This is a genomic window from Microscilla marina ATCC 23134 (assembly GCF_000169175.1).
GTDB classification, from domain to species: domain Bacteria; phylum Bacteroidota; class Bacteroidia; order Cytophagales; family Microscillaceae; genus Microscilla; species Microscilla marina.
The window spans coordinates 259,363-272,842 of the sequence record NZ_AAWS01000007.1 but is presented as its reverse complement, the minus strand read 5'-3'; the positions used below and the strand labels follow the sequence as shown (position 1 = coordinate 272,842).

Below are 13,480 nucleotides of genomic sequence, written 5' to 3'. Positions count from 1 at the left end.
TTCGCCTTTAGGGACAGGCTTTCAACAAGTGCTTACAAATCAACTGATATGTTTCTTAAAAATAATAGAAGACCAACTGTCTTTGGTTTTATAGTTAATAGCTTCCAAGTTGTATTTACGAGCTGTGTTCTCCATCAGTTTTACATCTGCCTCATAAAAACCACTTACTACCAAAAAACCTTGGTCAGTCAGGTGTTGATGATAGTAGGGCATATCATGCACCAATACATTTCGGTTGATATTTGCCAGTATGATGTCGTACTTTTCTTTTAAGTTGGCAGTGTCTACTGTGCCTTTTTGCAACTTAATTTTTTGACAATGGTTTAGTCCAACATTCTCGATGCTGTTTTCTACCGACCAATCATCAATATCTACTGCATCTATAGTAGCTGCCCCAAGTTTTTCTGCCATAATAGCCAATATCCCCGTGCCACATCCCATGTCTAACACTTGCTTCTGCTGAAAGTCCATAGTCAGCTGATGCTCTATCATGAGGGTAGTAGTGGCATGATGCCCTGTACCAAACGACATTTTGGGATTGATAATGATCTCATAAGGGAATTTTTTATCTATTTGATGAAAGGTGGTGCGTATGATGCACTGATCGTTCACCATGACTGGATCGTAGTTTTTTTCCCAGGTTTCGTTCCAGTTTTGCTTTTCTAACGTTGTAGAATTACAGTTCATTTTAAACAACTCCTGGTATTTCTGCCCTAGCTCTTCCAAAGCAGTAGTATCAAATAATTTGACTGGGACATAAGCATCTACCCCTTTGTCTGTTTCTACAAAACCCTCATAATGAAGATCGACAAGCTCGGCAACCAAAATATCTACATATTCTGGCAACACGTTTATTTTTAACTCTATATATTCCAATGTAAACAGTTTTTAAGTGGCAATAAGTACACTGTAAATTAAGTAAGTTGTCGTTTAGTTCGAGTTTATTTTGTTTGCTGGCGATCTTTACAAATAGAGCATAGCCAAAGCTACGCGATTTTTGTAAAGAGAAGTCAGCGGGCAAAAGAAGCCGAAATAAGTAAAGATATTTAGTTTACAGTGTACTAAGCCTTGCTTATTATTTAATATAGACAAAATTAGCCAGAATCTTCATTTAAAAAGACATTTAACGGATGTTTTGGTTGCAAGTCTGACAGAACATCCTGCTCTTTTATCTCAAAATGAATATTATCGGTGCTTTTGCCCGACTTAACCGTTAAAACGCCACGTTTATCTAAAAATTGACACTCTGCCTGATTAAAGTAGTATATACATACATAACAATTGATTGAAAGGAAAGTGGTTTTTTAATATTCTTCAATTGTGCCAAACACTAAATTCAGCTTTTAGTAATAAAAATGGATATAGGCAAGCATATAATTTTGACGGTTGATTTTTGTAAGAAATGATGGATTTTTTATCAAAAAATATAGGGAATGTTTAGTGTTTTAAGACTTTGGCAGGTGGCACAATTGTACTGACAAAACGGGGTGAAATTCACCCCGTTTTTTTTATGCCTTTTGGTGAAAACCAAGCTACATAAGTAGTTGCAAGCGATTAGTTTCAAGCGACAAGCAACCGCAAGTTGCTAGTAATCAAAACTCTGCGTAAACTCATTATACAAAGCGCCTATATCACTAATAATCAATCACTTACAACTCTTCTACTGAAAAAAAACTCCATTCATACTCCCTTTGATTGTATCCATACAAGAATTAAACAACCATATTCTTGTTATGAACACATTCAAAAAATACAGTCAAACTTTACTATTTTGCGGGTTATTATTGGGCATTGCTGCTTGCCAGTCGTCTAAGACCAAAATCAGGAGGCAGTACCACATATTACATACTCTTGAATTTGATCTTTATCAGGCAAAAAAATCAAGTGATCAAGCATTAGAAGCACTGAAAAGAGATGTAAAGAAAAACGGCAATTCGCGTGAAGGACTAGAACGAATAAAAAGGGCTGAATTGCTAACAAAGAAAACTACACGACTTGTAAACTATATAAACAAAACCAAACAGCACTTGGTGAACAACGCAGGACAAGGGCTTGATCCTAAAACTCATTATCCCAAAGACCCGCTCAATACCCACACTACCCAACGCTTGATGCGCCAAAAAGCAGATACCCTTGCCAGCAAACTTGACACCCAGGTTGTATGGTTGTCTAAGGAGTTTATAGACCTTGATTTGCCCAAGTTTGAGCCTTTGACAAAAGTATATCAAAAACTCAGTTTTTATCAAGCCTTTTTTGCCCATGACCACCTTGGTGAAGTGCTCGTTACATTGACTACTTTTCAGGCAACAGTATTGCGTTACCAATCGGAGGCATTGAAAAAACTGGGGGCTGGAGATTTATCAAGCGATTTGAAGTTTGACAGAAAAGCAGCTTTCAGGAATGCTTTCCCGGAGGGTGAACGGTATGCTACAATTTATGAAAATCAATTTTACCAAGTCGGACAAAACCCATTATCTACCTTCTCGATAGATGTAGACAATGCGTCTTACAGTAATGTACGCCGTTTTGTGAATGATGGACAACCGCTCCCAAAAAATGCAGTAAGAGTAGAAGAAATGATCAATTATTTTGAGTATGACTACCCCCAACCTACGCCTACCAAAGACAAAGAGGGCAAACTACAGACGCATCCTTTTTCGGTAAACACTGAGTATGGCACTTGTCCGTGGAACCCCCATCACAAACTATTACAAATTGGCTTACAGGGCGAAAATTTACAAACTAAAAATGCCTCTCCTGCCAACCTGGTATTTTTGGTAGATGCCTCAGGGTCTATGGATAGTGAAGATAAACTGCCTTTGCTAAAACGCTCGTTCAAAGTGTTGCTTAAGCAATTGACCGACAGTCGTACTAAAATAGCTATAGTGGCGTATGCAGGAGCTTCGGGCTTGGTGTTACCTGCTACTTCGGTATCACACAGAGAGAAGATTCTGACAGCATTAGAAAACATAGAAAGTGGAGGGTCTACTGCGGGAGGCGAAGGTATAGAACTTGCCTACAAAATCGCCCAACAAGCTTTTATAGCTGGAGGCAACAATCGGGTAATATTAGCCACCGATGGAGATTTTAATGTGGGGCTAAGCAGCGATGAGGAATTGATGCAGCTCATTAGCAACAAACGTAAATCGGGTGTTTATCTTACTTGTTTGGGCTTTGGTACAGGCAACCTCAACGATTCGATGATGGAAAAGCTGACCAATGCAGGTAATGGCAATTATTATTATATAGACGGTATAAATGAGGCTAAAAAAGTACTTGCCAAAAACCTTACCGGCACTTTGTATGCCATTGCTAAAGATGTAAAGATTCAGTTAGAGTTTAATCCTGCCCGCGTCAAGTCTTACCGCTTAGTGGGCTACGAAAACCGGGTACTTAAGCACAGAGATTTTAAAAACGATCAAGTAGATGCAGGCGAGCTGGGCGTAGGACATACCGTAACGGCTTTGTATGAAATAGTGCCAGTCAATCGTACCCAACCTATGCTCGCTGACGAGATTCCTCTCAAATACCAAACTACCCAAATTGATAGTGCTGCTTTAGCAAACAATGAACTGGTAACCATTAAGTTGCGCTACAAACGCCCCAAAGAAAACAAGAGTCGATTGATAGAAAAAGTGGTGAAAAATAAGTTGGTGACTCAAACCAGCAACAACTTTAAGTTTGCCACCACTGTAGCCGCTTTTGGTATGCGCTTGCGTAACTCGCCTTATGTGGGTAACACTAGCTATCAGCAAATTTATAGTTGGGGGCAATATGCAAAAAGTGTTGACTCAAATGGTTATCGAAGGGAGTTTTTGGAATTAGTGAAAAAAATGATCGCGAATTAGGTAATCAAACAACCTCGCCCTACAATTGTTAAAGACTTTTGGCATATTGTAGGGCAGGGTTTGCTACAATTTTCGTCGTTGTCTGTAGAGACTATTTCTGGGGTTTTACACGCTCAAAAAACAAATCTTTTACTCTATTGGTACTTATCTGAAAACCCATTACCTGATGGTGCTTATCTCTGACAAATCTCATTTTTTTGTATGTGTAATTTTTAGAGGTAAACCAGTCATTGGTAATAGGAACTAAAGGAATGATGCCTAGTCTAAAATGCTTGAGTACTGGCTGGTTGTTTTCAATCACAAAGGTATAATTGGTGCTTAGTTCTGGGCTATGGTATTTGCCCAAGTATGCCTTTAAATCAATTGAAGTATATTTCAAAAACTCAATGGGTTTTCGGTCGTTTATCTTCACGAGCATACGCGCATTGCCTTGCTTGTTTTTATCAAAAATAACACTTACGTTTTCGGTATCACCTATCATTTTAAATTCGTTGGGACTGATGGGTAATAGCTTGGTTTCACTTTTTTTGTTGCGGTAATACATCAAGGCGCCTTTTTTTATATAAATCTTGCGGTTGTACCACTCTGCGGTTTCCCAATATTTTCCGACAAACGTTTCTAACTGAGTTGTGCTAAGTTTGATAAACTTAGAGGGTTTATGGGCAAACACCTTTTTCTTTGTACGCTTTTTTTCTTTTTCATAATGCTGTTTTAGGTAAATATCAGCAATTCTAAATACAAGTGTTCGCTGAAATGAGGCAACATTGGACAATACCAAGGCAGCAAAGTTGTGTGCAGGAAAACGAACCAAATACAAGCGATAACCTGCGTCAGACCCCGAATGATAGACCACCTTGACGCCTTTGTAATGCCCCACAAATTGCCCTAATCCTACTCCAGTTTTTCTGCCATTGGGTAACTTCATGGTCGTTTGCATTTGCTCAAAAATAGCCTTGCTGCCAATTTTTAACTGTTCAAAATTCATTGCCCACAGGCTTAAGTCGTTTGCAGTGGTAAAAAGACTGGTAGCACCTACGGTGGCAAAGTTCAGCACACTTTTTTTAAACCCTTTGTGATGCCTGTGGTAAGAATATGCTCGATTTTTCACTATTTTTTCATGGTCGTCATAAAACAAAGAGTTTTTCATTCCTAAAGGCTTAAAAATATTTGCTTGGGTAAAATCAGCAAATGATTGCCCTGATACCCTTGCTACTATTTCTGCCAGCAAAGTATACCCAGTATTGCAGTACGAAAACTGGCTGCCTGGCTCAAAATTTAGTTTTTTTTGGTGCTTTAGCAGCGTCATAATATGTGCTTTGGTAACCACATCGCCCGAACGCCAGCCCGCCAAACGCAATAGGTTCCATTGATCTCGCAAACCACTGCTATGGGTGGCTAAATGTCTTAAAGTGATTTTTTTGCCAAAATCAGGCATGGCTGGAATGTATTTTTTCACCTCATCATCTAATGATAGCTTGCCTTGTTTTGCCAATAATAAGATAGAAAATGCGGTAAACTGTTTAGACAAAGAAGCCGAATGAAACACGGTATTGGGGGTAATAGGAATCCCATACTCTAAATTGGCTTGCCCATAACCTTTGGTGTAGGCAATTCGATTATTTTGGATAATGGCAATGGCTACTCCGGGCTTGTGAGGTTTGTTCCAAGTAGAAAAAAGCTGGTCTACCTGTTGCTCTTTGCTAAGGGCAACTTGGTCTTGAGCCTGCAAAATCAATATTTGAAAAGTGAAAAGTAACGCGAATAGGTATCTCATTGGGGTATAGTTTTTAAGTAAAAAAAATACACTAAAGAGAAAGACGACCTAAGTGGCAAAACATTACTCTACCTTAAAAAAAACACCTTTTTTGGGTCACAACCAATGATTATTAATAGCGATCTTGTTTAACTTTACACAAGTTTATTATAAAAAAATCCCCTTGAACAACTAGCTCAAGGGGATTTCTTATTAAGTTTTCAAACCATAGTTACCTCACAGTAGAACCGTTGTTTACGGCATCGGTAGGCGATACAAACTTAAGATTGCCTTCGCTGTCTTCTGCCATCAACACCATTCCTTGCGACTCGATGCCCTTCATTTTGCGAGGGGCAAGGTTGGCAAGCAAACACACTTGTTTGCCTACTATATCTTCGGGCTTAAAGTGTTGGGCAATGCCGCTCAATACAGTACGGGTGTCTACTCCAGTATCTAAAGTAAGCTCTAGCAAACGGTCGGCTTTCTTCACTTTTTTGGCTTCTACTATGGTAGCTACACGAATGTCTAACTTGGTAAAGTCATCAAAAACAATTTCGTCTTTGATGGGCTCTAAAGTTGCCTCGGTAGTTGCTGCCTCTTTTTGATCAGCTGCGTTGGCTTGCTTTGTTGCCGCTAATTTGTCTAATTGCTCCTTCACGGTTTTATCTTCTATTTTTTCAAACAATACAATGGCTTTTTCTATAGTTTGCCCAGCGTTTATGATGTCAATGCCCCCCATTGCTTGCCAAGTCATACAGTTGGGGTTCCAGGCAGGGCGATTTAGCATATTGCGCAGCTTTTCGGCTGTAAAAGGCAAGAAAGGCTCACACAGCAAGGCAAGGTTTGCCGCCACTTGCAAGCTGAGGTGCAAAATGGTTTCTATGCGTTGGGCGTGTTTTTCTTTGTCTTCTTTGTACAACAACCAAGGCGAAGTTTTTTGCAAATATTGATTGCCCATGCGCGATAAGTCCATCACCTGTGCCAAAGCCTCACGGAACTTATACTCTTCTATAGCTTTGCCTATTTTTTTGGGGTAAGCTGCCAAAGCATCAATCAATGCCTGATCGTCTTCGGTCAGGTTGTCGTTGAGTGGGGGCACTACACCTCCATAATATTTATGTGTCAACGCCACCGGACGACGCACAAAGTTGCCCAGGTTATCGGCAAGTTCGTTGTTGTTACGTTTCTGAAAACCCTCCCAGGTAAAGTTACTGTCACTGGTTTCGGGTGCATCGGCAGTCAAGGCATAACGCAATACATCTTGTTTGCCTTCAAACTCACGCAAATATTCGTGCAACCACACTGCCCAGTTGCGCGAAGTAGATATTTTTTCGTCCTCTAGGTTCATAAACTCATTGGCGGGCACGTTTTCGGGCAATACATACTCACCGTGGGCTTTGAGCATTGACGGGAACATAATGCAATGAAATACAATGTTGTCTTTGCCTATAAAATGTACCAGCTTGCTGTCTTCGCTTTGCCAATACTTTTTCCATTCTTCGTCGAGCGAACCATCGGGAGCTTTTTCTTTGAAATACTCTTTGGTAGCTGATATATACCCAATGGGTGCATCAAACCATACATACATTACTTTGCCTTCTGAGTTGGGCAAAGGCACTTGAATACCCCAGTCCAAATCGCGGGTAACTGCACGTGGGTGTAGCCCAGAATCTAACCAAGACTTACACTGCCCATAAACGTTGGTTTTCCAATCGTCTTTGTGGCTGTCCAAAATCCAGTCTTTTAACCAATCTTCGTATTGGTCGAGCGGAATGTACCAGTGTTCGGTCTCTTTTTTCTCTAATGCTGCATTGCTCAAGGTAGAGCGTGGGTCAATCAACTCGTCGGGGCTAAGCGTGCTCCCACAGTTTTCGCACTGATCGCCATAGGCATTGTCGTTGCCACACTTGGGGCAAGTGCCTATAATGAGCCTATCGGCAAGAAAACGCTGGGCGGTAGGGTCAAAAAACTGTTGACTTACCTTTTTTTGTAGTTTGCCTTCGGCGTGTAACTTCAGGAAAAACTCTTGCGAGGTTTCGTGGTGTATTTGGCGCGAAGTACGCGAATATACATCAAAGGTGAACCCAAACTCTTTGAACGAATCGCGGATAACTTGATCGTACTTGTCCACTACTTGTTGTACAGTTACGCCTTCTTTTTCGGCTCTGATGGTTACGGGCACACCGTGTTCGTCGGAGCCACTCACAAACATGACATCTTCGCCCTTAAGTCGGAGGTAACGTGCATAAATGTCGGCAGGGATGTATACCCCAGCCAGGTGCCCTATGTGGGCTGCTCCGTTGGCATACGGCAACGCCGCTGTAATTATGTGGCGTTTGTGTTTCTTCTGCGTCATGTTGTTTGCTAAATTTTGATTTTTAAAATCTGTGAACTTTGCTAAAAGTTTGGTTAAAAATGAGCTGCAAAGGTAATGATTTTTTGGTATTTAGCTAAGTGGGTTTTGTGGTTTGATAGTTTTATGGTTCGAAAAACAGTTATTTAATTAAGAATTTTCACTTAAGAATTAGCGCAAAGCGAGGCTGAAAACTATCCAAGGCAATTCAAGCTAAAAAACAACCTCCCGTATTGGTCTTAAGGCTTTATGCTTGCCCACCCTAAAGCTGATTGTGAGGATTTTCAAAAATAAGTTGTTTACAAGCATTTGGGTTAGCACTGCTCAGGTCACCCTGCGGTAAGACCTTCGCGGGAGGTGGTGGTTTGAATGAATTTGCTTTGTTAAAAAAACGATCGCATCTCCCCTTGCTGGTGCACGTCGTCCTCGCGTGTGCCATCGTAGACAATTCAAGCCCAAAAAACAACCTCCCCGTGTTGATCTTAAGGCTTTAGCCTGACCAAACACTTACCTACCCTAAAGCTGAGGATTTTCAAAAATAAGTCGTTTACAAACATTTGAGTTAGCACTGCTCAGGTCACCCTGTGGTAAGACAGTTTAATCACGAATTTTTCAATTACGAACCGACCGCAGGGAGCTCTGCCTTGGCTAATTACGAGTATACAGCTAGCGGTTTTATCACAAGGTTTGAATTGAATTTGCTTTGTTAAAAACCAGCTCCCAACCCACCAAGGTTTTTTAGCCTGGCTTTTCGAACTCCACATTACCACCAATTTTTGTATATTAGGTAATGCATCGACTCATTACGCTACTTCTTTTTTATTTTGTGGTGTCCCTTTTCCCCATAAGGGCACAAAAAACAGGTTCTACTCAAAACCTGGTACCTAATCCTGGTTTTGAGAGTTACCATGAATGCCCCGACCATCTCGAGGCCATTCGCTTTAGGCGGATTCCGGCTTGGGTGGCAAACCCACCCAATTGCACACCTGATTATTTTAATAAATGTGGGGCACGGGGCTATAGAGTGCCCAAAAACCGTTGCGGGGTATTGGCAGCCAACAACGGGCAAGCTTATATAGGCATGATCTTACGGGTAGGCTCGCCTGAGGGTGACCCACAGGGTTGGTATTACCGCGAGCACGTAACTGCTAAGCTCAAACGCCCACTCAAAAAAGACTATAGGTATGTAATAAAAATGCACCTTGCCTTGTCTACTTACGCCAATTATGCCATTGCCAATATTGGGGTACTGTTTACCAAACATCCCAAGCGTATCCGTTGGAACAAGGTCTATGTGCCTCAGGTAATGACTCCTCGGAATCAATTTTTTGACCAGCCCAATCAGTGGGTATTGGTACAAGACACCATGGTGGCAAAAGGTGGAGAGGCTTTTATTACTATTGGGGAGTTTAATAACTTTGGCGACCATCAAATCAAGAAAATCACCAATAGTCGCAAGTATCGCCGTAAGTTCAATTTTAACCGGGCTTATTATTTTATAGATGATGTGTCAGTAGTAGAACTCGACAAGGTAATGATAGATACAATGCCTAAGATTACGGGCAAACCATTGACCAACCTCGAGATAGGTTTTGATACCGATTTGGGCAACATAAAAAGAGGAGAGCCAGTGATTCTAAAAAATATTTTCTTTGAATTTGCCAAAGCCCGGCTATTACCAGCATCGTTTCCTGAACTGGATAAGTTGGTAAATTTACTCACAACACACCCTCAAATAAAGGTGCGTATTATGGGGCACACCGACAATGTAGGCACCGATACCCGCAACTTGCAACTGTCGAACAGGAGAGCAAAAAGTGTAGTCACCTACTTGAAAAAGCAGGGCATTAGGGCAAACCGACTGACTTTTAAAGGCTTTGGCGAAAGCCGCCCTATAGACAGCAATGTAACTAAAGAAGGTAGACAAAAAAACAGAAGGGTGGAGTTTGTGGTGCTCTAGAGTCTCAAGTCCTTAGATGCCAATGCATATCGGTGCTTTTAGCGACAAGCAACAAGTTTATAAGTCGTTTTTATTTGAAATAAAACTTTTATATTGCCCTATATTTTATGATGCTGCTCTACATAAGAAGTGCATAATCAATACCCTATAAGTTCACTTGTGGCTTGAAGCTAATTGCTTGTAGTTAACTATCCACTTTAAATTACTAATACCCATGCAACCCATTACCCAACCTACTTTATTGATTGATGAAGCCAAGTGCCGCCGTAATATTGACATGATGGTAAACAAGGCAAAAAAACACGGGATTCGTTTACGTCCTCATTTCAAAACCCACCAATCGGTAGCGGTGGGTAAATGGTGCCAGGAAGCAGGCATTGAAGCCATTACGGTGTCGTCGCTCAAAATGGCGACTTACTTTGCCAAAAACGGTTGGCAAGACATCACCATTGCTTTTCCTTTTTATGCCCAGGAAATGGCAGGCGTAAACAAACTTGCCGAAGAAATTGACCTCAACCTGACTATAGTAAGTCCTGAGAGCATCAAGGTGTTGAAAGAGCAACTTGACTATGCGGTGGGGGCTTACATTAAAATAGATGTAGGAACACACCGCACGGGCATTCGTCCTGAAGATGGTGAACAAATAGAGGCAATGATTGGTGAGATATTGCGTAACCCTATGGTTATTTTTAAAGGTTTTATGGCACACGCCGGACACACTTATGGCGCACGGGACGAAGCCGAAATTCAACAGATTCATCAAGATACTTTAAAGATCATGTGTAAGGTGAGGGATACTTATCAAGAAAAGTTTGACTTGCATGATGACCCACTAGAGGTATCTATAGGGGATACTCCAGGCTTTAGTGTAGCCAATGATTTTGAAGGAGCTCAAGAGTTGCGTCCTGGCAATTGTGTGTTTTATGATGTCATGCAAACCCAGATTGGTTCTTGCGATGCCGACCAAATAGCGGTAGCAATGGCTTGCCCAGTGGTAGCAAAACACGCTGATCGATACGAAGTAGTGATTCATGGAGGAGCCGTACATTTTTCTAAAGATTTTATCACAGACGGTCACGGTCATAAAGTGTTTGGGCAAATAGTACGGCTTACGCCTGATGGTTGGGGGGAGCCTATTCCAGAAATGCACCTGGCGCGTTTGTCACAAGAGCACGGCGTCATCAGTACCAGCCCTGAGGCCTTCGATACGCTCCAAACGGGCGATGTTATAGGGGTGTTACCGATCCACTCGTGCCTTACCGCAAACCTTATGCGTGGTTATCGTACTTTTGATGACCAAAGTCTTGATCACTTGGAAGGACAGATTTTATGAACTTAAACAAAAAGGTAGTTGACTGTAGAAAGTATTTTTTGATAAATTTTGAGTCTAAAAAGAACAAGAAACTATCAAAAGTACATGAATATTTAAGGCAAAATATGCACACACAACCATATAAGACTGATAAAGCATAGAAAAAGTTACAAAAAACATCTATATTTTTTATAGAATAATTTGCATTTTACCTGCAAAACCTCTAAAATTGAACATCATAGCTGGTTGAAGGTAAAAAGGCTCGTTACACAAAGGTGGCGGGCTTTTTTCATTTCTGCCTATTTTGCCCACTTCACTTCCCTTTTTATTACTCAGGTTATTTAATCAGTACTTCTTATAAAACGCGGGTTTATTTTGAAGTTTTTTAATGTATCTTTGCAAGATTTTGACACAGAAATTATCACTATCCTCTGGCATTTGATCAAATAGATGTTTGAGGGAAATTCATTTTAATTACTACAAGATATGAATAAACGCATCACGAATGCTTGCCTGGCATTATTAATTTCGGGTGGTTTATGGAGCTGTGGAGGCTCTTCCACTACAGCTACCGAAGGAGACACCACTGCCACTACCGACAGCAGTGCTAACAAAGCAACCACTGATACTAAAGAAGTAAGTGGGGTGGCCTCTAAACTAAAAGATTACCAAACAGTAAAGCTTACTACTGACTTATCGCAACTGACTGACAAAGAGAAACAGATGATTCCTTTGTTGATCGAGGCTGCTCAATTGATGGATGATCTTTTTTGGGAGCAAGCGTATGGCGATAAGAGCAAGGCTTTGGCAAAGGCAAAAAATGAAGATGAGAAAAAATACATTGCCATTAATTATGGCCCTTGGGACAGGCTGGACAACAACAAGCCTTTTATAGAAGGGGTAGGCAACAAGCCTGAAGGGGCTAATTTTTACCCCCAGGACATGACCAAAGAGGAATACGATCAACTGGACAATAAAGACAAGGGAAGCCTTTATACCATTATTCGTCGCAAAGAAGACAAGTCGCTGGAGGTGATTCCTTATAGTGTAGCTTATAAAGAAAAGTTAACCAAGGCTGCCGAATTGTTGAAAAAAGCTGCTGAACTTGCCGAAAACCCTAGCCTAAAAAAGTACTTGAACCTAAGGGCTGAAGCGTTTTTGACCGATCAATACAAGGCAAGTGATATGGCCTGGATGGATTTGAAGGACAATGGCTTGGATGTAATCATTGGGCCTATTGAAAACTACGAAGACAAAATAAATGGAGCCAAGGCTGCGTTTGAGGCTTATATATTAGTAAAAGACAAAGAATGGAGTCAAAAACTGGCGCGTTACGCTACTTTGTTGCCCCAACTACAAAAAGGCATTCCGGTAGAGGACAAGTATAAAAAAGAAACGCCTGGGTCTAACTCTCAGTTGGCGGCGTTTGACGTAGTATATTATGCAGGTGACTGCAACGCGGGTAGCAAAACAATTGCCGTAAACTTGCCTAACGATGAAGGTATTCAACTGGAAAAAGGAACACGTCGTTCTCAGTTGAAAAATACCATGAAAGCTAAGTTTGACAACATTGTGGTACCTATCAGCAATGTATTGATTGCGGAAGACCAACGCTCAAACATTGCATTTGATGCTTTTTTCCAAAATGTAATGTTCCACGAAGTGGCTCACGGTTTGGGGATCAAAAACACCATTGATGGCAAAGGCACCGTAAGGAAAGCATTGGGCAACACTGCCTCGGCTATAGAAGAAGGCAAAGCCGATATTTTGGGTTTGTATATGGTAACTGAGTTGCGTAAAATGAAAGAATTGACCGAAGGTACTTTACAGAATAATTATGTCACCTTTTTGGCAAGCATTTTCCGCTCGATTCGCTTTGGGGCAGCTTCTAGCCACGGCAAGGCCAATATGGTTTGTTTTAACTTCTTCCAGAAAATGGGCGCATTTACCCGTGGCGAAGATGGTACTTATAAGGTAGACTTTGAGAAATTTCCGGAGGCTGTCAAAGGTTTGACCAACAAATTGCTTACCCTACAGGGCAACGGCGACTATGAGGCTACCAAGAAGTTTTTAGAAGAAATGTCGGTACAGTCTGACGTGCTTACAAAAGATTTGGCGCGTTTGAAAACCGCTGGAATTCCTAAAGACATCGTTTTTGAGCAAGGTGTAGATGCTTTGGGTTTGACGGCTCAGTAGTTTGCCTAGCAACAAGCTTTTAGCGATAAGCTACAAGTGTAAAGTTAACAAACTCCGT

7 protein-coding genes are annotated in these 13,480 nt (G+C 41.1%); 4 read left to right on the top strand and 3 right to left on the bottom strand.

All coding sequences use genetic code 11. From position 1 onward, the window contains the following. Window positions 1-39: 39 nt before the first annotated feature. Window positions 40-876, bottom strand: a complete 837-nt coding sequence (gene prmA, locus M23134_RS08415; protein ID WP_002695432.1) for a 50S ribosomal protein L11 methyltransferase — start codon at window positions 874-876, stop codon at window positions 40-42. Window positions 877-1,733: 857 nt separating this feature from the next. Between prmA and M23134_RS08410 the strand changes: the two genes are divergently transcribed. After that, a complete protein-coding gene (locus M23134_RS08410) occupies window positions 1,734-3,848 on the top strand; it encodes a vWA domain-containing protein (RefSeq protein WP_002695430.1) in 2,115 nt (704 codons plus the stop codon). A gap of 91 nt (window positions 3,849-3,939) precedes the next feature. Here the strand turns inward: M23134_RS08410 and M23134_RS37730 are convergent, their stop codons facing one another. Further along, window positions 3,940-5,622 carry a serine hydrolase domain-containing protein gene (locus M23134_RS37730; RefSeq protein WP_053337268.1) on the bottom strand — a complete coding sequence of 561 codons (1,683 nt, stop codon included), beginning with the start codon at window positions 5,620-5,622 and terminating at the stop codon, window positions 3,940-3,942. Window positions 5,623-5,833: 211 nt separating this feature from the next. Next, on the bottom strand, window positions 5,834-7,957 hold the full coding sequence (gene metG / locus M23134_RS08400; RefSeq protein WP_002695426.1) for a methionine--tRNA ligase: 2,124 nt from the start codon (window positions 7,955-7,957) through the stop codon (window positions 5,834-5,836). A gap of 787 nt (window positions 7,958-8,744) precedes the next feature. Between metG and M23134_RS08390 the strand changes: the two genes are divergently transcribed. From M23134_RS08390 to M23134_RS08380, 3 genes are all read left to right on the top strand, one after another. Further along, entirely contained in the window at window positions 8,745-9,914 is a 1,170-nt protein-coding gene (locus M23134_RS08390) for an OmpA family protein (RefSeq protein WP_002695424.1), read from the top strand. Window positions 9,915-10,128: 214 nt separating this feature from the next. Beyond that, window positions 10,129-11,247 (top strand): alanine racemase, encoded by a 1,119-nt coding sequence (locus tag M23134_RS08385; RefSeq protein WP_002695422.1) that lies wholly within the window; start codon window positions 10,129-10,131, stop codon window positions 11,245-11,247. Window positions 11,248-11,712: 465 nt separating this feature from the next. Continuing rightward, entirely contained in the window at window positions 11,713-13,422 is a 1,710-nt protein-coding gene (locus M23134_RS08380) for a dipeptidyl-peptidase 3 family protein (RefSeq protein WP_002695416.1), read from the top strand. The last annotated feature ends 58 nt before the right edge of the window (window positions 13,423-13,480 follow it).

Bases quoted from the DNA above. Each gene is read 5' to 3' on its own strand.
- M23134_RS08410 (WP_002695430.1), top strand. From the start codon at position 1,734: ATGAACACATTCAAAAAATACAGTCAAACTTTACTATTTTGCGGGTTA.
- M23134_RS37730 (WP_053337268.1), bottom strand. From the start codon at position 5,622: ATGAGATACCTATTCGCGTTACTTTTCACTTTTCAAATATTGATTTTG.
- metG (WP_002695426.1), bottom strand. From the start codon at position 7,957: ATGACGCAGAAGAAACACAAACGCCACATAATTACAGCGGCGTTGCCG.
- M23134_RS08390 (WP_002695424.1), top strand. From the start codon at position 8,745: ATGCATCGACTCATTACGCTACTTCTTTTTTATTTTGTGGTGTCCCTT.
- M23134_RS08385 (WP_002695422.1), top strand. From the start codon at position 10,129: ATGCAACCCATTACCCAACCTACTTTATTGATTGATGAAGCCAAGTGC.
- M23134_RS08380 (WP_002695416.1), top strand. From the start codon at position 11,713: ATGAATAAACGCATCACGAATGCTTGCCTGGCATTATTAATTTCGGGT.